The sequence below is a fragment of the Nocardioides szechwanensis genome (genome assembly GCF_900103935.1).
GTDB classification, from domain to species: Bacteria; Actinomycetota; Actinomycetes; order Propionibacteriales; family Nocardioidaceae; genus Nocardioides; species Nocardioides szechwanensis.
Genome location: NZ_FNIC01000004.1, coordinates 221,949 through 242,360, shown reverse-complemented (window position 1 = coordinate 242,360; position 20,412 = coordinate 221,949). Strand labels below are relative to the sequence as shown.

Genomic DNA, 20,412 nt, shown 5'->3' with positions numbered 1-20,412 from the left:
CAGGCTAGCGGCGGCTGCGCCACGGCCTCACGACGACCGCGAGCGCCAACCCGATCGCGACGCCGATAGCGGCACCGGTGACGTTGTCGATGATGTCGGTGACGTCGCAGGCACGGTCGATCCGGGCCAGCTCGAGCTGGGTCCACTCGATACCGGCGGAGTAGGCCGCGAGCAGGCCGAGGCCGAGTGGCACCGTCACCCACCCGCTGCGCCACCGCACGGCGATCAGCGCCAGCAGGATCCCCGACGGCACGAACACGACGGTGTTGAGGAGCCGCTGGCCCCCGGAGAAGATCCAGAAGCCTTCGGGCGCGGGGCCACCGATGTCCCAGGAGCAGGTGGTCAGCCGGGTCGCGGCCGGTACGACGCCGGGCGCGCCGTCGGCGGGGATCAGCGTGATCATGCCGATCACCACCAGCGTCCACAGCAGCCCCGCGAGGGTCCAGGCCGTCGGCCCGAGGCGGCGCCGCAGCGCCAGCGCGAGCAGCACGAACACCGCCCCCGCCAGGGCGCTGCCGAACAGCATGACGTCGACACCACCTACCGGAAACACCTGGCCGACGCTACCGACCGGGCCAGGTGGGACCAACCGCGGCTCGGTCAGGCGGCGAGGGGCAGGACGACCTCGCCAGGACCGTGGATGGGGAGGTCGCGGCCGAGGGTGACGTCGAGCGGGTTGGTCAGGCAACGGATCGAGCCACCGCCGAGGTGGAACTCCGACACGTCGACGATCCGCACCTCGAAGCCCCAGTCCTCGAGCTGCGCGCGGACGCGGTCTGGGCAGGAGGGCATCACGATGGTGCGGCCGACGACCACGGAGTTGGCGGCGAACGACGTCAGCGCCTCCTCCTCGGTCAGGATCAGCGGCTCGGGCACGAGGTCGAGCAGCGCGCGGGCCGACGGCGCGTCGAAGGCGGCCGGGCAGACCATCGCCCGGTTCGCGTCGAGCGGGCAGAAGGCCAGGTCGAGGTGGTACATCCCGGGGTGGGTGATCCGCAGGCCGCGCACCCGGATGCCCAGGTCGGCGGCGAGGTGCTTGAGCGCGAGCTCCTCGGTGCGCGGGCCGTAGCCCACGACGAGCGCGTCGCCGAACGCGAACGCGTCGCCGGCCTCCAGGTGAGCACCGACGCCCTCGTGACCGACGTACGACGTGGTGAACCCGCGGTCCGCGAACCACGGCTGGGCCGAGCCGGTCTCCATGCGCCGCTGCGGGTAGCGCATGTGCGACATGACGACGTGGCGCCCGCCGCCGTGGGACTCGGCGCGCGCGAGCGCGAGACCGAGGTTCATCGCGTAGACCATGTCGGGGGCGTCGGGGCGCTGCGGCAGCACGTCGACGACGGCGCCGAGCCCGCGCAGCGTGTCGACGAGGGCCTGCCACTGGTCGGTGGCGCGCACCGGGTCCGGCTGGACCGACGGGTCCATGAACGGGTTGATGGCGTAGTCGATGCGGAAGTGGCTCGGCTCGACCATGACGTAGTGGCGGCCCCAGCTCAGCTCGGACATGGCGGATCACCCCGTTCTCGGTGGTTGCGTGGTGGTTGCTCGGCGGACGATTAGTTGTCAGACAATCTGACAGAATGATCAGTGTAGGGACTTCCCCGGTGAGTGCAAGCAGCAACGACTCCCGGGGTGCCGCAGAATGGCCCCATGGCCGAGCCGTTCGCGACCCTGCACCTGGAGCACTCCTCCACGGTCGACCGGGCCGCCGACGAACTGCGGCGCGCGATCTTCGACGGCGAGCTCGAGTCCGGAACGGCGCTGCGCGAGGTCGCGCTGGCCGCCTCGCTCGGCGTCTCGCGGCCCACGGTCCGCGAGGCGCTCACGATCCTGGTCGCCGAGGGCATCGCCACCCGCGAGCCCCACCGCGGCGTCACCGTCTCGAGCCCCGAGGCCGACTCCGTGCGCGACGTCTGCGCCGCACGGTGGGTCCTCGAAGGAGCCGGCGTACGCCGCTGGCGCGAGGCCGACGAGCCCCAGCGCGAGCGGGTGCGGGCCACGCTGCACGACTACACCTCCGCCGTACGCCGCGGCGGGTCCTACCAGCAGCTCAACGAGCGCCACCTCGCCTTCCACGTGTCCCTGGTCGGCCTCACCGGCAGCCCGCGCCTGGTCGCGATGGCCGACAACCTCGTGGTCGAGCTCAAGCTGGCGCTCGCCCAGGTCGACCGGCTCCGCCGCAACGCCCACGACCAGGCTGACACCCACACCGCGCTGGTCCAGCTGCTCGAGGACGACGACATCGACGGCGCCTCCGCGTTCCTCCAGCAGCACCTCGCCGACGCCGAGGTCGCGATCATCGAGGCGCTCGGGCTGGCCTGACCCGCCCCGACCACAGCACTGCCGCACTGCTGCCACACTGGAGCCGTGCGCTTCCTGACCTGGCTCCTGACCACCGCGATCGCCGTGGCGACCGCCGCCTGGCTGATCGACGGCATCCGCTTTTCCGGACCCGACTCGGGCACCGCCGAGATCCAGGAGAAGCTGCTCCCGCTGATCCTGGTGTCGCTGCTGCTCGGCCTGATCTCGTCGTTCGTCAAGCCGGTGCTGACGATCCTCTCGATCCCGTTCATCATCGTCACGCTCGGGCTGTTCCTGCTCGTCATCAACGCCGCGATGCTGATGCTCACCGCCTGGCTGGCCGACAAGCTCGACATCGGCTTCGACGTCACCGGCTTCTGGCCGGCGGTCGGCGGCGCGATCGTGATCACGCTGGTCACGTGGATCGTCGATGGCTTCATCGGCACCGACGCCGAGAAGAAGTGACCACGAGCCTGCCTCCCGCTCGCACCCCGGGGCAGTACGCCGTCGCGCTGGTCTGCCTGGGCAACATCTGCCGCTCGCCGATGGCCGACGTCGTACTCCAGCAGCGCCTCGGCGCCGCCGGCCTCGACGACCGCGTGAGCGTCGCCAGCTGCGGGACCGGCGACTGGCACGTCGGCAACCCGATGGACCGACGGGCCGCGGCGACCCTCACGACCGCCGGCTATGACGCCACCCGGCACCGCGCGCAGCAGCTCGACGCGTCGTGGTTCGACCGCTTCGACCTGCTGCTGGAGATGGACCGGTCCAACCTCAGCGACGTCCGGGCCTCGACCACGGAGCCGGACCGCGCCATGCTGTTCCGCAGCTTCGACCCCGTCGATCCCGGGAGCGAGGTACCCGACCCGTACTACGGTGGGGACAACGGATTCCAGGAGGTGCTCGCGATGGTGGAACGCACCACCGGCGCCCTCGTGGCCGCGCTCACCCAGCACCTGACCCAGGGGACCGAGCGCACGTGACCCGGCAGCCGCTGGTCGCCCGCCGCGCGGAGGGACTCCTCGGGTCGTCGGTCGTCGCCACGGCCCCGGTCGCCGGCGGCGACATCTGCACCGCCACCAAGCTGCGCCTCTCCGACGGCACCACCGCGCTGATGAAGACACTGCCGCACGCGCCGGAGGGGTTCTTCGAGACCGAGGCGGCCGGGCTGCGCTGGCTCACCGAGGCCGACGGCATCCGGGTCCCCGAGGTGCTCGGCGTCGACAGCGAGTGCCTGATCGTGCGCTGGGTCGAGCCCGGCAAGAACGGCGTCGAGGCGGCCGCGGCGTTCGGCCGGGCCCTCGCCGTCACCCACGCCGCCGGCGCCTCGGCGTACGGCGCGGAGAACGACGGCTTCATCGGCACCCTCCCGCTGCCCAACCGCACCGCCGACTCGTGGGCGGAGTTCTACGCCGTCCGCCGGGTGCTGCCCTACCTCAAGCTGGCCCGCGACCGCGGCGCCGTGACCGACGGCGAGGCCGCGACTGTCGAGGCGGTGATCGGGCGGCTGAGCGGGCTGGTGCCCGACGAGCCGCCGGCCCGGCTGCATGGTGACCTCTGGAACGGCAACGTGCTCTGGGGCCAGGACGGCCAGGTCTGGGTCGTCGACCCGGCGGCGTACGGCGGTCATCGCGAGGTCGACCTCGCGATGCTGGCGATGTTCGGGCTGCCGCACCTGCCCCGTGCCTTCGACGCCTACGACGAGGCCACCCCGCTCGCCGACGGCTGGGAGGACCGGCTCGGCCTGCACCAGCTCTTCCCCCTGCTCGTGCACGCCTGCCTGTTCGGCGGCGGCTACGGCACCCGCGCCGCCGACACCGCCGCCCGCTACATCTGACCGCTGACACAGGCGGGAGTACGAGCGAAGCGAGTACTCCCAATGGAGGACGAAGTCCTCCACTCTCAGGAGTGGCTCAGACAGTCCTGGCAGAGTGGGGACGTGCCTCCTCCCGTAGCCAAGCCGCGCGTCCTCGTCGTCGAGGACGACCGCGCCGTGCGTGAGTCGCTGCGGCGCTCGCTGGAGTTCAACGGGTACGACGTGCACCTCGCCGGCGACGGCGCCGAGGCGCTGGCCGGGATCGCCGGGGTCAGCCCCGACGTCGTGGTGATGGACGTGATGATGCCGCGCCTCGACGGGCTCGAGACGACCCGGGCGCTGCGCACCGCGGGCAACTCGGTGCCGATCCTGGTGCTCACCGCCCGCGACGCCATCGGCGACCGGGTCGAGGGGCTCGACGCCGGGGCCGACGACTACCTCACGAAGCCGTTCGCGCTCCAGGAGCTGCTCGCCCGGCTGCGCGCGCTGCTGCGCCGCGTCGTACCCCCCGAGGACGCACCCGAGGAGACGCTGACCTTCGCCGACCTGTCCATGAACGTCGCCACCCGCGAGGTCACCCGCGGCACCCGGCGGATGGAGCTGACCCGCACGGAGTTCTCGCTGCTCGAGATGTTCCTGCGCCGGCCGCGGCGCGTGCTGGAGCGGGCGTTCATCCTCGAGGAGGTGTGGGGCTACGACTTCCCCACGACCGCCAACTCGCTGGAGGTCTACGTCGGCTACCTGCGGCGCAAGACCGAGGCCGAGGGCGAGCCGCGGCTGATCCACACGGTCCGTGGGGTCGGCTACGTGCTGAAGGAGTCATGAGCGTCACCGAGCCCAGCCGGTGGCACTACCGCCGCTCCCTCGCCAGCCGGGTCACCCTGCTGACGACGATGGCCGTGGGCCTCACGGTCGCCTTCCTGGCCGCCGGCGCCTACGTCACGGTGCGGATGCAGCTCCAGTCGACCCTCGACGACTCCCTCTACGACCGCGCCTACCAGACCACCGAGGCGCCGACGATCCTCAACACCCGCACCGGCAGCGAGGTGCCGGCGTGGGCCCTGGTCGCCAGCGACCTGCGGATCGCGCTGGTCTACGCCGACGGCTCGATCTACCGGCCCGAGCAGCTCGACGACCCGCCCGAGCTGGACGAACCCGAGCTCGAGGTGGCCCGCGGCGACGCGGAGTCGAGCATCCGCACCGTGCCCGGCGGCGACGTCGAGTACCGCGTCGTCACGGTCCCGTACGGCGAGGGCCAGGCGCTGGTGATCGCCCAGTCGCTCGAGGGCCAGCACCGGGTGCTGACCAAGCTCGGGATCGTGATGCTGGTCTTCGGCCTGCTCGGCGTGGCCGCCGCCGCGGTCGCGGGCTGGGGCGTCGCCCGCAACGGGCTGCGGCCGGTGCGCCGACTGACCAGGTCCGTCGAGCACATCGCGCGCACCGAGGACCTCACCCCGCTGCCGGTCGAGGGCGACGACGAGATCGCCCGCCTGGCCTCGGCGTTCAACCAGATGCTGCTCGCGCTCGGCGCCTCCCGCGACCGCCAGCGCCAGCTGGTGGCCGACGCCGGCCACGAGCTGCGTACGCCGCTGACGTCGCTGCGCACCAACGTCGACCTGCTCACGCAGGCCTCCAGCAGCGACGGCCCCGACCTCCCGCCCGAGGCCCGCGCCGAGCTGCTCGAGGACGTCCGCGCCCAGATCGAGGAGCTCACCACGCTGATCGGCGACCTGGTCGAGCTGGCCCGCGACGAGCCCTTCACCCCCGTCGTCGAGCCGGTCGACCTGACCGGGATCGTCGACCAGGCCGTCAGCCGGGTCCGGCTGCGCGCGCCGTCGCTGACCTTCGACGTGCACGCCGAGCCCTGGTGGGTCGTCGGCGAGGCGTCGTCGCTGGAGCGGGCCATGACCAACCTGCTCGACAACGCCGCCAAGTGGAGCCCGCCCGGTGGCACGGTCACGGTCCGGCTCGTCGGCGGCGCACTGACCGTCGACGACGAAGGTCCTGGGATCGCCGAGGCCGACCGGCCGCACGTCTTCGACCGCTTCTGGCGCGCCGACGAGTCGCGCGGGCTCCCGGGCTCGGGCCTCGGGCTCTCGATCGTGCGCCAGGTCGCCGAGCGGCACTCCGGGTGGGTCGAGGCCGTCTCCGCGCCCAGCGGCGGAGCCCGCCTGGCGATGCGCCTGCCCGGTACGCCCGTCCCCGCCGAGCACGTCCATGCCTGAGCGCGCGCGCCGGCTGGCCGTCGTACTCGTCGGAGCCGTGCTGTCCCTCACGGCGTGCAGCGACGACAAGACGGACCCGCCGACGATCGACGAGGACCCGCCCGCGGTCTGGAACCCCTGCGCCGGGCTCGCCAAGCCGGCGCTGCAACGCGCGTTCGGCGTCGACTTCACCAAGGAGGACGGCGAGCCCACCGCGCCGCGGTGCACCTTCACGCCCGTCGAGACCGGCGGACCGGCGCTCGACGCCAACTACATGCTCTTCCCGGCCGGGCTCGACGCCGCCTGGGACTCCATGGGCACGCTCGCCGGCGACGTCGAGGAGCTCGAGGTGGAGGGCGCGGACGCCGCCCGTCTGGTCGTGAAGTTCGCGCAGGGCTCCTTGCTGGTCACGGGTTTCGTGCAGAACGGCGACCTGATCCAGATGGTCAACCTGGTCGACCCCAAGCCCCACGACCGGGCGCTCGACGTGGCCGGCGTACGCACGGTGCTGGCCGCGCTGTCGGCTCATGCCAACGAATACGGCGTCAGCTGACGCAGTCAGTCCACAAAGACGGCGAGCAGTCGCTCCGCCTTGACCGCGCTCTCCACCCACTCCGACGCGACGTCGGACTGGACGGTGATCCCGCCGCCGGTGCCGAGCAGGTAGCGGCCGTCGCCGCCGGTCATCAGCGAGCGGATGACCACGCCGAGGTCGGCGCGGCCGTCGGCCGCGACCCAGCCGAACGCACCGGAGTAGACGCCCCGCGGAGAGTCCTCGACCTCCTCGATGATCTGCATCGTGCGCAGCTTGGGGGCGCCGGTCATCGAGCCGGCCGGGAACAGCACCCGCAGCGCCGCGACCGTGGAGACCCCGTCGGCCAGGTGGCCGCGGACGGTGGAGACCAGCTGGTGCACGGTGGCGTAGGACTCCACCTCCATGAGCGTCGGCACCACGACCGTCCCGGGGTCGCAGACCATCGAGAGGTCGTTGCGCAGCAGGTCGACGATCATCAGGTTCTCGGAGCGGAAGCGCGGGTCGGTGGCCAGTGACCGCCGCTGCCGCTCGTCCTCGGCGGCGTCGGCGCCGCGCGGCGTGGTGCCCTTGATGGGCTTGGTCTCGATGGTCCGGTCGGCGCCGACCAGGGCATAGCGCTCAGGCGACGAGCTGAGCAGCCACGACCGCGCGCCCGGGACGTCGTGCTGGAGGAAACCGGCGTACGGCGCGGGGTTGAGCTCGCGCAGCCGCAGGTAGGCGGTCGCGGGGTCGAGGCCGCTGCGGGTCTCGGCCCGGTAGGTCAGGTTGACCTCGTAGGAGTTGCCCGCGTGGAGCTCCTGCTGGACACGCTCGAACGCGTCGGCGTACGCCGGCGTCGGGTGGGTCGTGTGCCCCACGGTGCGCCCCGGCGCACTCTCAGGCACACGACCCGACAGCGACGGAGACGCCGACGGCGGGTGGTCGAACAGCCGCACGTGACGGGGGCGCATCCAGACCGCGTCGGGCAGCTCGCCGGGGGCGGCGGGGAGGTCGGGGCGACAGGCGTAGCCGAGGTAGCCGAACCACTGGTCGCCCGGGTCACCGGCAGCCAGCTCGGATTCCAGTACGGCGAACACGTCGTCGCCGACGATCTCGGCCCGACCGCCTTCGTGGCGGGTCACCTCGCGCCGCGCGGCGTCGTAGCTCAGCGAGACGTCGTCGTCCTCGAGCCACCCGATCAGCGAGCGGCGCCCCGACCACTCCCGCGCCCCGCCGCCGTCGAGCCAGAAGCAGCGCGCCCGCGCGGCGGCCACCTCCCGGAAGAACGCCACCGGGCCCGCCGGGCCCGGGCTCACGAGGACCCCAGGAAGTTGGCCACGATCGCGGCGCCGTGCTCGGACAGGATCGACTCGGGGTGGAACTGCACGCCCACCAGCGGCAGGTCACGGTGCGCGACGGCCATCGTGACGCCGCTGACCTCGTCGACGGCGGTCCGCCGCAGGCACGGCGGCAGCTCCAGCGCGGCCAGTGAGTGGTAGCGCACCGCCTGGAACGGGTCGGGCACCCCGGCGAACAGCCCGTCGCCGTCGTGCCGGACGGTGGCCAGCACCCCGTGGCCCGGCGGCACCCGGTCGACCCGACCGCCGTACGCCGAGACCAGGCCCTGCAGCCCCAGGCAGACGCCGAGCACCGGTCGGGTGCCGGCGAGCAGCACCTCGCGGCCGACCGCGAAGTCGGCGTGGACGTCGGGATGACCGGGGCCGGGCGACAGCACGACGTGCGAGTGGGCCAGCACCTCGTCGAGGGTGGCCTCGTCGTGCTGGACGACGGCCGGGACGACCCCAGTGACCTCGGCGACCAGGTGGACGAGGTTCCAGGTGTAGGAGTCGTGGTGGTCGACCACGACCACGTCGGGTGTCGTCACGCGCTCGCCCCTGACAACAGAAGTGCAGTGGGGGACCCGATGAATCTGGGGGGCAGTCTCCACCGGGTCCACACCACTGCAGTCGTCATGCTAGCCGTCCCGGGGCTCCGCGCCACGCCCTCCAAGGACAAGTTCCACAACGATTTCGTGAAGTACGTCGTAGCCACGCTCGGTGAGGATCGACTCGGCGTGGAACTGGATGCCGCGGTAGTGCGGACCGGTCAGCACGTTGATGTCGTCGGTGTCCGCATCGGCGTCGACCGACACCCCGGCCGGGAGCGCCTGGTCGCCGGCCCGGCCGACGAACGTGTTGTAGAAGCCGACCCGCTCGGTGCGCCCGTTGACGACCACCGGCGACTGCGTGCCCTGGAAGACGATGTCCTTGTAGACAAGGGGAATCCCGAGCTGGTGGCACAGCGTCTGGTGTCCGAGGCACACCGCCAGGAACGGCTGCCCCGACGCGAGCAGCGCGGCCACGGCGTCGCGCATCCGGGCCATCTTGGGGTCGTGGCCGTCGCGCGGGTCGCCCGGTCCGGGCCCGACGATCACCAGGTCGAAACCGTCCAAGCAGCCGGCGACGTAGTCCTCGTGGCGCACCACGCTGCTGGTCAGCCCGAGCACGCCGAGCACGTGGCGCAGCATGTTGACGAAGTCGTCCTCGCCGTCCAGGATCACGACGCTCTTGCCTGCCAGCCGGCGGTCCGGCGGCGAGCCGGCCTGGTCGGTCAGCCAGAACGAGCTGAGCCGCCGGTTGCGCGCGTTGAGGGTCAGCAGCACGTCCTCGTCGTTGACGAGCTCGGCGATGTTGACGTCCGGCACCGGCGCGGCCGGCACCAGCCCGAAAGCGCGCAGGATGCCGGCGGCCTTGGCGTGCGTCTCGGCCACCTCGTACGCCGGGTCGGAGTCACGCACCAGCGTGGCACCGGCGGTGACCTTGAGACTGCCGTCGAGGCCGACGTCGGCCGAGCGGATCACGATCGGGCTGTCGACCTCGGGGCCGCCCTCGGCGTCGCGGCCCAGGATCGCCAGCGCGGCACCGTAGTAGCCACGGCCCTCGGTCTCGTACTGCTTGATCAGCCGGCAGGCGTTCTCCACGGGGCTGCCGGTGACGGTGGCGGCGTACATCGTGTCGCGCAGCACTTCGCGCACGTCGCGGTCGGTGCGGCCGGCGAGGAGGTACTCGGTGTGGATCAGGTGGGTCATCGGCTTGAGGAACGGCCCGAGCACCTGGCCGCCCTCGTGGCACAGGTCGCACATCATCTTCAGCTCTTCGTCGACGACCATGAAGAGCTCGTAGATCTCCTTCTCGTCGTGGAGGAAGTCGAGGAGCTGCTGCTTGACCGGTGCGCCGTCGCCGGACCGCGGGATCCGGAACGTGCCACTGATCGGGTTCATCCGGACGTCGGCCAGCCTTGATCGTCCGCTCGGTCGCTCGCTCGTACCTCGCTCGGCTCCGTCGCGAACGGGGTGGATGGTGACGTGCCGCTCCGGGCTGGCGCCGATCAGGTAGCGGTCGCCGGTGAAGAAGACGTAGGTCCAGTAGGCCCCGCGCTCGCGCTCGAGCAGCCGCTTGAAGACCGTGAGCGCTGTGGCCGGGCCCCAGTCGGCGACCTTCGCGCGGTAGTGGCGCCCGATCACCAGGTTGGCACCCTCCCCCTGGCCGATCTCGTCCTCGATGATCGCCTTGACCAGCCCGCCGTACTCCTCGTCGCCGGTCTCGAAGCCGCCGCGGTCGGTGAACTCGACGGGGACGTCGTCGATCGCCGCGATGATCTCGGCGACCGAGAACTCCAGCTCGGTGTCGACGTCGACCACGACCAGCGGGGTGCCGTCGTCGTGGGCCTCGAACCCGCGCTCGGCCACCTGGCGGAACGGGATCGCGAGCAGCCGGTCGGCGATGTGGGCGTCGGACGGCACGCCGTCGGTGAGCGGTACGTCGAGCAGCGACTCGACGACGCTGCGTCGGCCGCCGACCAGGCCGACGGTGTCGCGGTCGCCCGCCCGGGTGGACCGCCGGATGATCGCCCATGCCTCGTGCCCCTGGAGCGCGGCGATGGCGTCCCGGGCGGCAGAGGTCTCAGACATGCCAGAACCCTATTCGCCTCCGGCCCGTCACGGGTGGCCCGTCCGTCGGGGCTAGCATCCGCGGGTGGCGACCATCAGAGGCACCGACGTCGAGATCCCGCTCCCGCCCCGCAAGCTGCGACTGATGGGCGAGAGCGAAGAGGCCTTCGTCGAGGCCGGGGTGCTGCTGGCCGAGCTCCTCTACCGGCTCGGGCTCGAGGACGGGCACGAGCTGATCGACGTCGGCTGCAGCGTGGGGCGGCTGCCGATCGGGCTGCTCGCCGGCACCGACTTCCGGGGACGCTACGTGGGCTTCGACGTCATGCGCCGCCAGGTGATGTGGGCCAAGCGCAACCTCTCCCCGGTCGCCGGGCGCCTCCACTTCCGCCACGTCGACGTGCGCAACGACCGCTACAACCCCGGCGGCACGGTGGAGCCCGCGGAGGTCCGTTTCCCGGCCCGCGACGAGGGCTTCCACATGGCCAGCCTGTTCAGCATCTTCACGCACTTCTACAAGGAGGACATCGCCCTCTACCTGCGCGAGCTGCGGCGGGTGCTGCGCCCCGGAGGCACGGTGGTGGCCACCTGGTTCCTCTACGACGACGACCGGCTCGAGGCCGCGGTCGCCTCCGAGGCCTACCCGATGACCCACCGTCTGGACGACGTCACGATCTACAACGACGCCGACGACCCGCTGCGGGCGATCGCGTTCCACGAGGACGCCGTTCGCGCGATGGTGGCCGACGCCGGCCTGGAGCTCGTCGACGTCGAGCGTGGCCGCTGGGCCGGCGGCCCGGGGCCGTTGTTCCAGGACATCGTGGTGTTGCGACGCACCTGACCCGCAGCGACCGTCAGGAGATGGTGGTCAGCAGCTGGGTGGCGCGGGTGAGCACGACGTAGAGGGTCGCGCGCCCCGTGGCCGACTCCTGCTCGATCTCGCCGGGCCGGACCACGACGATGCCGTCGAACTCCAGACCCTTGGTGTCGAGGCCGGTCAGCACGACCACCCGGTCGCTGCCCGACGGCGCGACCGAGGAGTCGATCGCGTCGCGGGCGCTGGGGGCGTCGGCAGCCAGCTCGGGCCACGACGCCAGCCAGGCGTTGACCTCGGAGCGCCGAGCCACGGGTACGACGACCCCGACGGTGCCGGCGACCCGGCCGGCCAGGTCGACCACGGCGTCGCGGGTCGCGGCCTCCAGGTCGGCCACCCCGGTGATCACCTGGGGCTCGACGCCGGTGGAGCGCACGGCGGTGGGCAGGTCGGCGTCGAGGCCGACCCGCTCGGCGTAGGCCGCGGCGTACTCGTAGATCTCGGAGGAGTTGCGGTAGTTGGTCGAGAGATGGAACTCGTGCAGCGCCTTGCCCTCGAGCGCGGCGGCCCGGGCGGCGGCGGACTCCGCCGGCACCGGCCACGACGACTGCGCCGGGTCGCCGACGATGGTCCAGGAGGCGGCCCGGCCACGGCGGCCGACCATCCGCCACTGCATCGGCGTCAGGTCCTGCGCCTCGTCGATGAGGATGTGGGCGAACGCGTCGTCCTCGATCCGGTAGGTGGGCGGCGCCCAGGCCCGGCCCGACGGCGCGTACTCACGGTCGGAGGCGGTGGTCAGCTCCTGGAGGTCGACGGCACCCTCGATCAGGGCCATCGGGTCGTCGCGCTCGTCCTCGACCTTCGCCGGGACGTCGCCGAGCGCGTAGCGCAGCTCGTCGAGCAGCGGGATGTCCTCGACCGAGAGCGACCCGTCGCCGCTCCACGACTTGGTCAGCAGCCGCTGCTCCTCGGCGTTGAGGAGGCCCTCGCCGACCCGGGCGAGCGTCTCGGGGTCACGTAGCCAGGACAGCACCTCGCGCGCGTCGAGCGGCGGCCACCACGCCACCGCGAAGTCGACGAACGCCTGGTTGGACAGCATCTCGTCGTCGAACGCCTCGCGTCCGCGCTCGCGGCCGCGCTCACCGCGCACCTGGCGCCACATGGTGTCCAGCAGGGTCGGTGCCACTCGCGGGAGCTGCCGGTTGCGGCGACCCTGAAAGTTCTGGCCCTGCGACATCAGCTGGCGGCGTACGCGCCCGAGCAGGCCACGGTCGAGCCGGATCGTGTCGTCGCGCCAGAAGACCCGGAACTCGGTGGGGCTGCCGGGCGCCTGCTGGCGCGCCGTACGACGGATCAGCTCGGCCATCCGCTCCGAGCCCTTGACGTCGGCGACCGCCGGCTCGTCGTGGCGCGTCGCGCGGACGCCGTCGACGACCTCGCCCAGCGAGCGCAGCGCGACGGCGGTCTCGCCGAGACTGGGCAGGACTCGCTCGATGTAGCGCATGAACACGCCACTGGGGCCGATGATCAGCACGCCGCCGGACTCGTAGCGGCGGCGGTCGGTGTAGAGCAGGTAGGCGGCGCGGTGCAGCGCGACGACGGTCTTGCCGGTGCCGGGCCCGCCGGAGATCGCGGTGACGCCCTTGCTGGGCGCGCGGATCGCCTTGTCCTGCTCGGCCTGGATGGTGGCCACGATGGAGTGCATGGACCGGTCGCGGGCCCGCGACAGCTGGGCCATCAGGGCGCCCTCGCCGACGATCGGCAGCTCGACGCCCTGCGCCTCGAGGTCGGCGTGCGCCGCGGAGTCGAGCAGCTCGTCCTCGACGCCGATGACGCGGGGGCCGGTGCAGCGCAGCACCCGGCGGCGTACGACCTGGTGGGGCTCGGCGGCGGTGGCCTGGTAGAATACCGCGGCCGCGGGCGCCCGCCAGTCGATCAGCAGCGAGTCACGGTTGGCGTCGCGCAGGCCGATCCGGCCGATGTAGCGCGGGTGGGAGTCGAGGTCGTGCTGGAGGTCGAGGCGCCCGAAGACCAGCCCCTCGTGGGCGGCGTCGAGCTGCGCGATCCGCTTGGCGGCCTGGAAGACCATCGCGTCGCGCTCGACCAGCCCGCCCTCGTGGCCGAGCCGTCCGCGGTCGTGTCCCTCGCGGGCCAGCTGCCGCGCCGCCTCGGCGGAGTCCTGCAGCTGGACGTAGACGCGGTCCACGAAGCCTTGTTCGCGAGCGACCTCGCGCTCGACCAGCTCCTCAGTCAACTTCTGTGACCCCTCAGCACCGACGATCGGTGCCCGTCGCACCTGGAGATGCCGGCGGGCAAGTTCTCAAGCCTATACGCCGCCATGGCGTGGCGTTGCATGGTGCTCCGACCTCACGCCTCGGGCGGGGTCGACGTCGGGGCTGACGTTGGGGCTGGAGTGCGAAGACCCCGCTCCGGGCGCTTTCTCCCAACGCGCCTCGAGCGGGGCCTCCGTCTTGCCCGGGTGGTCGAAGTCCGCAATCCCCCCAGATGTGCGGCGTTCCGGTCCCGGCGTGTTGAGGATCCCCCCGGTTCCACCAACACACCGGAACGCTACGGAATCCGTTGCCACGACACAGAAACGATGCGTGCACGGCTGCGCCAGCAATCGGTAACAGAGATTTGCGCGGTTCGTCCCACGTGCCCCACCAGTCACTCCTTGAGCTTTCTGGAGGACGCCGCTTGGTCACAAACGACAGCTCCAGGCCCAGAAAACCTGCGGTTTGGGACCAAACCGCAGGGTCAGCGGCGCACGCGCACGTAGGTCGCGGTGCCACCGGCGAGCAGCTTCGCGCGGGTCAGGCGCGGGGAACGCAGCGCCTTCGCGCCGACGGCGGTCGGACGCAGCCGCAGCGTGAGGGCCGCGCCGTCGGCCACGCGGTACGTCGTACGCGCGAGCAGGGTGCCCCGGCGGACGACGTGGCCGTTGACGACGATGCGCCGGGTGGTGACCAGGCGCAGGGTGCCGGTGCAGTAGGCGCCACCGGTCGCGCAGGCCACCGAGGTGCTCGGGGTGGCGCCGCTGACCTGGACCGCACGGTTGGCCACCCGCAGGCCGGAGCCGCCCGAGGTCACGTGGAACGACGCGCTGGCGGAGTTGTCGGCGGTGGTGGTCTCGGTCGACGTGGTGGTGACCGAGGCGGTGTTGACCACCGGCTCGCCGCCGCTCGCGGACGCCGTCCGGAGGCCCAGGCACAGCAGCCACAGGCGGGCGTTGAGTGGCGCGGCCGTCGGGTTGTAGAGCTTGAACACCCGGATGATCGGCCGCGGGTCGTTGCCCAGGTCGTAGAGCGGGGCGTCCAGGTCGTGGCCGGCCACGATGCCCTTGCTGCCGTCGGCGCACGTGAGGGTGACCTCCGCGGTCTGGCCGGGTGCCACGGTGACGGTCTGCGCGACCGGCACCAGGCTCAGGTCGTGCACGTGGCCGTCAACGTCGGTGACCGAGCGGTCGAGGCAGCGGATCTCGAAGGTGCCCGTGGTCGCGTCGTCGCGGATCACGGAGAAGGTCCAGTCGGTGGCGCCCGAAGGGTACGACGTCACGACCGGCGCCACGCCGTCGAGCACGTAGCCGGGGGTGACCGGGGTCCGGCCGGGGCCGCACGACAGCGTCACGTCGGTGCGGCCGGCGGGCAGGACACGGGTCTCGGTGACCGGGGCGCTGACGACCAGGTAGTGGCTGTGCCCGTCGACGGTCTCGGTCTGCTGGCGGGCACAGACGGCGAAGACCTTGCCCTGGGCGCGACCCGCGGCGTGGTTGACCATGGTCACCTCCCAGCCGCCGGTCCCGACCGCGTGCGAGGCGGTCATGTGGATCTGGTCGAGAGTGCCGGCGCCCTGGTCGACGTGGTCGATCCGTCCGGACCCGTCGGTGACCAGGTAGCCCGTGGGGCAGGACACCGAGACGGTGCGCGACTGCGCGGGGTCGAGGTCGACGTGCGCCTCGGTCTTCTGGATGTCGATCTGGTGCTCGTGCGCGGGCACGGCCGGCGGGGCGGTCACCGTGGCCTTGATCGTGACGGTGCGGGTGGCGCCCGGCGCGAGGGTCCCGAACGCGCAGGTGACCGTCGTACCGGCGTAGGTGCACGGCGCGTCGGCCGACACGAACGTCACGCCCGAGGGCAGTACGTCGGTCAGCACGACGGCGTCGGCGGCGCTGGCACCGGGGTTGGTGGCCTGGAGCGTGTAGGTGACGACCTGCCCGACGGTCGGCGTGGTGTCGTCGACCACCTTGGTGACCTTGACGTTGGCGGGCCCGGTGGTCGGCACGACCGGGGTGGACGTGGAGTCGTCGTCGTCGACCGTGGTGCCACCGGGCGACGTGCCCTCGGCGACCGCGGTGTTGTCGACCGTCCCGGCGGTCACGTCGGCACCGGTCAGGATGTGGGTCTGCGGCGTGCAGCTGACCGAGTCACCGGGGGCGAGCGCCCCGGCGGGACAGGTCAGGCCCGGGAACATCGGGTCGGTGACCGTCACCGGGTCAAGCGCGACGTCCCCGGTGTTGGTGACCTCGAACGTGTAGGTGATCGTGTCGCCGGCGTCGGGCCCGTTGCCGTCGAGGTCGGTGATCGCGGAGGCGGTCTTGTCGAGCGAGATCGACGGGTTCTCGGCGTTCGGGACCGGGGGCAGGCAGGGCGAGGACGGGTACAGCAGCTGGTGAGTCTCGTAGTTGGACGAGAACGTCTTGGCGATGACCTGGCCGATGGTGTGGCCGACGCTGCTCACGTTGAGCGCCGCGTCGGGCGCAAGGATGCTGCCGCCCCAGGCGCTGCCGAAGCTCATGGTGACCGTGGTGGCCTGCGGGAAGTTCCACAGGATCTCGGGCCAGCTCGCCATCACGTTGTCGTTGACCTGGTCGTAGCTCCCGTTGTGCTTGATCCACATCTGTCCCTGGAGCGTGACCGCGGCACCGGACACGTTGACCAGGACGCCTGAGCCCTGGGGCACGTTGTAGGCGATGCCGGCCCCGGACGTCAGCTGGGCCGGGGTGAGCGAGAAGACGTTGAGGTCGGGGTCGGTGCCGGTGAGGACGAGGTAGCTCTGGCCGCCCACGACGCCGAGCGCGGCGGAGCCGTTGGCGGTGGCCGTGGCCAGCTGGGCCGAGCGGCTCCGGAGGGCGGCGAACGCCGTCGCGAAGTCGATCGGGTTGGCGGCGAGGTAGTGCCCGCCGCCGTTGAAGTTCACGCCGGTCGCGGGGACGACGTACGCGCTGCCCTTCTGCAGGTTGAAGCCGCCGTGCGTGCCGGCGACCACCAGGGTCGGGTCGTGCGCCGCGGACGAGAGGCGGGTGCCGACGGTCATCCCGTTGGCGGAGAGGTTGCCGCCCCAGGCGATGGACCCCTCGGACTCCGAGCCACGGGACCCGGAGCCCTCGATGAACTCGGTCCAGCCGGTCGCCGCACCCAGGGGCTCGAACGTCGAGACACAGGTCGGGGCGGGCGTCGTCGCCTCAGCCGCGGTGGCCAGGGCGCCGGTGGCCGCCGCAATGGTGGCTGCCAGCAGCAGCCCGAGGAGAAGATGGATGTGCGTGCGAATTGACGGCATGGTCGTCGGCCCCCCAGCCGTGTGCTCGTCTCCGAGCGGTCCGATCCCCCTGATCAGACCTCTTAACGCTACACCGGGGCGCCGCCCGGTGTCCCGGCCGCAGCCGGGATTTTGCCTTGCCCCGGGGCCGGTCTAGCGCTTGCGGGAGAGGAACGCCGTCATCGCCTCGCGCGCCTCGTCGGAGCCGAACAGGCTGGCGCTGAGGCGCGCCACCTCCTCGCCCTGGTCGGCGATCCGGGCGAGCAGGTCGCGGGAGAGCAGCCTCTTGGTCTCGCGCAGACCCTGCGGGGCGCCGGTGGCGAGGGACGCCACGACCCGGGCGACGGCGTCGTCGAGCTCGGTGGCCGGCACGGCCTGGGTGACCAGGCCCATCGCGGCGGCCTCGACGCCGGTGAACGTCTCCCCGGTCAGGCAGGTCAGCGCGGCGGCGCGGGACGTCAGCCGGGGGAGCACGGTGAGCGAGATGACCGCGGGCGCGAGGCCGAGCTTGACCTCGGTCAGCGCGAACGTCGCCTCCTCGGTGACGATCGCGATGTCGGAGGCGGCGACGATCCCGATGCCGCCGGCGCGCACGGCGCCCTGCACCTTGGTGACGACCGGCTTGGCGTGGGAGACGATCAGGCGCTGCATCTCCACCAGCACCCGGGCGCCCTCCTCCATGCTGCCGGCCGCCGCCTCGGACAGGTCGGCACCGGAGCAGAAGACCCGGCCCGTGGCCGCGATCACGACCACCCGCACGTCCTCGTCGGAGTCGGCCTGCTGGAGGGCCGAGAACAGCTCACGGACCAGCTGCTGCGACAGCGCGTTGCGGTTGTGGGGCGAGTCCAGGGTCACCGTGGCGATCCCGTCGACGACCTCGTAGTGGACCAGCTCGGCGCTCTCGGGAGTGACGTTCGACATGCAGCCCATCCTGCCGCACGCAATCCGCCTGGCCCTCGGTGACGAACTCTCACCATGCGACTCAGACTTCAGTACGCCGTCTTCGGCCTGTTGGCCACCATCGTCGGGATGGCCGCCGGTCATCTGGTCGCCTCCCTGCTGAAGCCCGCCTCCTCCCCCGTGCTCGCCGTTGGCTCGGAGGTGATCGACCTGACGCCCACCCCGATGAAGGAGTGGGCGATCCGCCAGTTCGGCAGCGCCGACAAGCCGATCCTGATCGGCTCGGTCATGCTTGGCGTGCTCGTGCTCGCCGCGATCGCTGGGGTCCTGACCCGGCGCCGGTTCGCCCTGGGCGCCGCGATCCTCGTGGCCCTCGTCGGCATCGCCGGGGCGGCCGCCCTGTCGCGCCCCGCCGCCAAGGTCACCGACCTGCTGCCCAGCCTGTTGACCGCTGTGGTCGCTGTCGCCGCCCTGTGGTGGCTCGACCGGGTGGCCAAGACCGGGACCCTGCTGCGTCGCGACCGCGCCGCCGCGGACGAGAAGACCGGACCCACCCGTCGCGGCGTGCTGATCGCCATGGGCGTCGTCGCCGCGGCCGCCGCCGTCATGGGCACCGCCGGCCGCGTCATCGGCAAGCTCCGCACCCGGCCCGAGGACATCACCCTGCCGGCCGCGGCCGAGAAGGCCCCGACCCTGCCCAAGGGCATCGAGAACCAGGTCCCGGGCCTCAGCTCGTTCCGCACCTCGAACGACGACTTCTACCGCGTGGACACCCGCCTCGACACCCCGATCATCAGCGCCGACGACTGGACGCTCACGATCGACGGCGACGTCGAGAACGAGCTGACCCTGACCTTCGACGACCTGCTCGCGATGCCGCTGATCGAGCGCGACATCACCGTCACCTGCGTCTCCAACAGTGTCGGCGGCCCCTACGTCGGCTCCGCCCGCTGGCTCGGCGTCCGGCTCACCGACCTGCTCGAGATGGCCGGCGTCGGCTCCAAGGCCGACCAGATCCTCAGCACCGACTTCGAGGGCATGACGATCAGCACCCCGCTCGAGCTCGCGACCGACGGCCGCGACGCGATCATCGCCGTGGGCATGAACGGCGAGGCCCTGCCCCGTGAGCACGGGTTCCCCGCGCGGATGGTGGTGCCCGGCCTCTACGGCTTCATCAGCGCCACCAAGTGGGTCACCCGGCTCACCTTGACGACGTACGCCGAGAAGCAGGCGTACTGGACCGAACGGGATTGGGCGACCGACGCCCCGATCAAGATCTCGGCGCGCATCGACACCCCCAACGCGCTCGACTCCCTCAAGCCCGGCGAGACCGTCGTCGGCGGCGTCGCCTGGGCGCAGCAGAAGGGCGGCGTCGAGAAGATCGAGGTCCGCTTCGACGGCGGCCCCTGGCAGCCCGCAGAGCTCGGCCCCGACGGCGGCAACGACTACTGGCGCCAGTGGTTCTTCAAGTGGGACGCCAAGCCCGGTCAGCACACCATCGCCGCGCGCGTCACCAGCGGCGAGGGCGAGGTTCAGAGCGCCGTCATGGCCAACCCGTTCCCCGAGGGCGCCAGCGGCATCCAGGAGTTCCTCGTCAACGTGGGCTAGCCCACTCACAAATCTTCCCAGCGCCCAATCCGGACGCCGGGATGCACCGAATCACTAGCGAAACTCCCCAACGGAAGGCACGAATCCCATGAAGCTCCAGACCCTCACCCGCAACGGCGGCATCGCTGCCGCGGCCATCGCCCTGTCGCTGACCCTCGCCGCCTGCGGCGAGGAGGACGAGCCCAGCACCTCCGGTTCCGACGACACCTCGCAGACCCCGGAGACGACTCCTGAGGAGACGCCCGAGGAGAGCACGCCGGCCGCGGCCAGCGCTGCCGACCAGGTCTTCGGTGACGGCTGCGCCGCAGTCCCGACCGACGGCAAGGGCTCCTTCGACGGCATGGTGATGGACCCCGTCGCCACCGCCGCCAGCAACAACCCGCTGCTCTCGACCCTGGTCGAGGCCGTCGGCGTGGCCGACCTCGGTGGCACCCTCAATGACGCCCCCGAGATCACCGTCTTCGCGCCGGTCAACGACGCGTTCGCCGCGATCCCGCCGGCCGACCTCAAGGGCATCCTGGCCGACAAGGCCCTGCTGTCGAAGATCCTGACCCACCACGTCGTGGGCGGCAAGCTCGACCCGACGGCTGTCGCCGGCGAGCAGGAGACCCTCAACGGGGACACGCTCACCATCGAGGGTGACGAGACGGGCATGACCGTCTCCGACGGTGTCGTGACCGCCAACGTCATCTGCGGCAACGTCCCCACGGCCAACGCGACGGTCTACATCATCGATGGCGTCATGGCCGGTGCCAAGTAACCCTTCCCACCAGA

The 20,412-nt window shown here is 71.9% G+C and carries 18 protein-coding genes; 10 read left to right on the top strand and 8 right to left on the bottom strand.

What is annotated here, in order from left to right:
- Window positions 1-4 precede the first annotated feature (4 nt).
- Together BLR90_RS11835 and BLR90_RS11830 are read right to left on the bottom strand one after the other, a co-directional pair.
- Window positions 5-553, bottom strand: a complete 549-nt coding sequence (locus tag BLR90_RS11835; RefSeq protein ID WP_143016197.1) for a VanZ family protein — start codon at window positions 551-553, stop codon at window positions 5-7.
- Between the two features lie 47 nt (window positions 554-600).
- Window positions 601-1,506, bottom strand: coding sequence for a dimethylarginine dimethylaminohydrolase family protein (locus tag BLR90_RS11830; protein WP_091025418.1), 906 nt, complete (start codon window positions 1,504-1,506; stop codon window positions 601-603).
- 144 nt (window positions 1,507-1,650) lie between these two features.
- On the opposite strand from BLR90_RS11830, the gene BLR90_RS11825 reads away from it, so the two are divergent.
- The 7 genes from BLR90_RS11825 to BLR90_RS11795 all read left to right on the top strand — a co-directional run bounded on the left by BLR90_RS11825 (window position 1,651) and on the right by BLR90_RS11795 (window position 6,874).
- Complete coding sequence (locus BLR90_RS11825) at window positions 1,651-2,322, top strand: GntR family transcriptional regulator (protein WP_091025417.1); 672 nt, start codon at window positions 1,651-1,653, stop codon at window positions 2,320-2,322.
- A gap of 45 nt (window positions 2,323-2,367) precedes the next feature.
- Window positions 2,368-2,766 carry a phage holin family protein gene (locus BLR90_RS11820; RefSeq protein WP_091025416.1) on the top strand — a complete coding sequence of 133 codons (399 nt, stop codon included), beginning with the start codon at window positions 2,368-2,370 and terminating at the stop codon, window positions 2,764-2,766.
- Window positions 2,763-3,284: a low molecular weight protein-tyrosine-phosphatase gene (locus BLR90_RS11815; RefSeq protein WP_245715274.1), complete on the top strand. Its 522-nt coding sequence runs from the start codon at window positions 2,763-2,765 to the stop codon at window positions 3,282-3,284. The genes BLR90_RS11820 and BLR90_RS11815 overlap by 4 nt, the downstream gene beginning before the upstream one ends.
- The gene (locus tag BLR90_RS11810) at window positions 3,281-4,138 is read left to right on the top strand and encodes a fructosamine kinase family protein (protein ID WP_091025415.1); all 858 of its coding nucleotides are present in this window, start codon (window positions 3,281-3,283) and stop codon (window positions 4,136-4,138) included. The genes BLR90_RS11815 and BLR90_RS11810 overlap by 4 nt, the downstream gene beginning before the upstream one ends.
- 102 nt (window positions 4,139-4,240) lie before the next feature.
- The gene (locus BLR90_RS11805; protein WP_245715273.1) at window positions 4,241-4,942 is read left to right on the top strand and encodes a response regulator transcription factor; all 702 of its coding nucleotides are present in this window, start codon (window positions 4,241-4,243) and stop codon (window positions 4,940-4,942) included.
- The gene (locus BLR90_RS11800; RefSeq protein ID WP_091025413.1) at window positions 4,939-6,342 is read left to right on the top strand and encodes a HAMP domain-containing sensor histidine kinase; all 1,404 of its coding nucleotides are present in this window, start codon (window positions 4,939-4,941) and stop codon (window positions 6,340-6,342) included. The genes BLR90_RS11805 and BLR90_RS11800 overlap by 4 nt, the downstream gene beginning before the upstream one ends.
- Complete coding sequence (locus tag BLR90_RS11795; protein WP_091025412.1) at window positions 6,335-6,874, top strand: hypothetical protein; 540 nt, start codon at window positions 6,335-6,337, stop codon at window positions 6,872-6,874. Before BLR90_RS11800 ends, BLR90_RS11795 begins: the two co-directional genes overlap by 8 nt.
- Before the next feature lie 5 nt (window positions 6,875-6,879).
- Here BLR90_RS11795 and BLR90_RS11790 read toward each other — a convergent pair whose 3' ends face one another.
- The 3 genes from BLR90_RS11790 to BLR90_RS11780 form a co-directional block, all read right to left on the bottom strand.
- The gene (locus tag BLR90_RS11790) at window positions 6,880-8,151 is read right to left on the bottom strand and encodes an anthranilate synthase component I family protein (protein ID WP_091025411.1); all 1,272 of its coding nucleotides are present in this window, start codon (window positions 8,149-8,151) and stop codon (window positions 6,880-6,882) included.
- Window positions 8,148-8,720, bottom strand: coding sequence for an anthranilate synthase component II (locus BLR90_RS11785; RefSeq protein ID WP_091025410.1), 573 nt, complete (start codon window positions 8,718-8,720; stop codon window positions 8,148-8,150). The genes BLR90_RS11790 and BLR90_RS11785 overlap by 4 nt, the downstream gene beginning before the upstream one ends.
- 90 nt (window positions 8,721-8,810) lie before the next feature.
- Window positions 8,811-10,805 (bottom strand): anthranilate synthase family protein, encoded by a 1,995-nt coding sequence (locus tag BLR90_RS11780; RefSeq protein ID WP_091025409.1) that lies wholly within the window; start codon window positions 10,803-10,805, stop codon window positions 8,811-8,813.
- Between the two features lie 64 nt (window positions 10,806-10,869).
- Between BLR90_RS11780 and BLR90_RS11775 the strand changes: the two genes are divergently transcribed.
- On the top strand, window positions 10,870-11,622 hold the full coding sequence (locus BLR90_RS11775; RefSeq protein ID WP_091025408.1) for an SAM-dependent methyltransferase: 753 nt from the start codon (window positions 10,870-10,872) through the stop codon (window positions 11,620-11,622).
- Between the two features lie 13 nt (window positions 11,623-11,635).
- Here the strand turns inward: BLR90_RS11775 and BLR90_RS11770 are convergent, their stop codons facing one another.
- From BLR90_RS11770 to BLR90_RS11760, 3 genes are all read right to left on the bottom strand, one after another.
- Window positions 11,636-13,849 (bottom strand): HelD family protein, encoded by a 2,214-nt coding sequence (locus tag BLR90_RS11770; RefSeq protein WP_091025567.1) that lies wholly within the window; start codon window positions 13,847-13,849, stop codon window positions 11,636-11,638.
- A gap of 503 nt (window positions 13,850-14,352) precedes the next feature.
- A complete protein-coding gene (locus tag BLR90_RS11765; protein ID WP_091025407.1) occupies window positions 14,353-17,151 on the bottom strand; it encodes a choice-of-anchor A family protein in 2,799 nt (932 codons plus the stop codon).
- 132 nt (window positions 17,152-17,283) lie between these two features.
- Entirely contained in the window at window positions 17,284-18,051 is a 768-nt protein-coding gene (locus tag BLR90_RS11760) for an enoyl-CoA hydratase family protein (RefSeq protein WP_091025406.1), read from the bottom strand.
- A 54-nt stretch (window positions 18,052-18,105) separates the two neighbouring features.
- On the opposite strand from BLR90_RS11760, the gene BLR90_RS11755 reads away from it, so the two are divergent.
- Window positions 18,106-19,638 carry a molybdopterin-dependent oxidoreductase gene (locus BLR90_RS11755; protein ID WP_091025405.1) on the top strand — a complete coding sequence of 511 codons (1,533 nt, stop codon included), beginning with the start codon at window positions 18,106-18,108 and terminating at the stop codon, window positions 19,636-19,638.
- Window positions 19,639-19,726: 88 nt separating this feature from the next.
- Window positions 19,727-20,398, top strand: a complete 672-nt coding sequence (locus BLR90_RS11750; RefSeq protein WP_091025404.1) for a fasciclin domain-containing protein — start codon at window positions 19,727-19,729, stop codon at window positions 20,396-20,398.
- Window positions 20,399-20,412 lie beyond the last annotated feature (14 nt).